This is a genomic window from Actinomyces succiniciruminis, from assembly GCF_900002405.1.
GTDB lineage: Bacteria > Actinomycetota > Actinomycetes > Actinomycetales > Actinomycetaceae > Actinomyces > Actinomyces succiniciruminis.
The window spans coordinates 1-747 of sequence record NZ_LK995502.1 but is presented as its reverse complement, the minus strand read 5'-3'; the positions used below and the strand labels follow the sequence as shown (position 1 = coordinate 747).

1 protein-coding gene and 1 pseudogene are annotated in these 747 nt (G+C 71.4%); both read right to left on the bottom strand.

The genetic code is table 11. The features are described from left to right. A partial coding sequence (locus BN1056_RS07830; RefSeq protein WP_483297522.1) for a nucleoside/nucleotide kinase family protein occupies window positions 1–421 on the bottom strand: 421 nt, incomplete at its 3' end. 110 nt (window positions 422–531) lie between these two features. Further along, a pseudogene (locus tag BN1056_RS07825) lies at window positions 532–747 on the bottom strand (type IV secretion protein Rhs); the annotation flags it as partial.

Below are 747 nucleotides of genomic sequence, written 5' to 3'. Positions count from 1 at the left end.
GGTCCCGCCGGTACACCGGAGCCAACACGTCCGCACAGGCGGGCGCGCGCACCCGGTCGAGGACCGACAGGTAACCGGCGACGTCGAAGGTGTCCGGGGCGCCCTTGCGGCCGTGGCGATCGAGCGCATCCAGGACCGCGTTGGACATGTGGAACCCGTCCATGGGCACGATGCCCGCGAGCAGGCCACGCTCCCGTAGTCGCTCCTCCAGGGCTGCCACGAGCGTGGACTTGCCCGACCCGGGCGCCCCGGTCAGCCCGACGACGATGCGGCCGTCGCCGTCGTCGACGCCGTCGAGGCGACCGGGGTGGTCGGCTGTGCTCCCGACCGTGGCGCTGCGTAGGCGAGCGGCCAGACGTTCCACGAGGTCGGTGAGCAGTTGCTCGGCGGGGCCGGTGTGCATGATCGGCGAGGTGGGCATGGAGCGATTATCGGATACGGCGGCGCCGGACGCCGCGGTGCAGGCGTTCCGCCTGAGCATTTTCGCGCGGATGAGGCAGGTGCCGGTTGGTCCAGGTGCGCAGAAGTCGCTCAAGCGCATATATGCGTGGCGGGGACCGCCGCAAGCGAGGTGGTCCCTGCGCCGGTCTTGGCGAGCTTCGCGTGCGAGGTCGTCTTCGCGGCCGGGCCGGACGGCTTGCCGGGTGAGGGTGCCGTCACTCCGGGCGTGGTTCCGGCGCTGGGTTCGACCGTGGGCTCGGTGGTGGGTTCCTCTGTGGGTTCGGTGGTGGGTTCCACGGTGGGTTC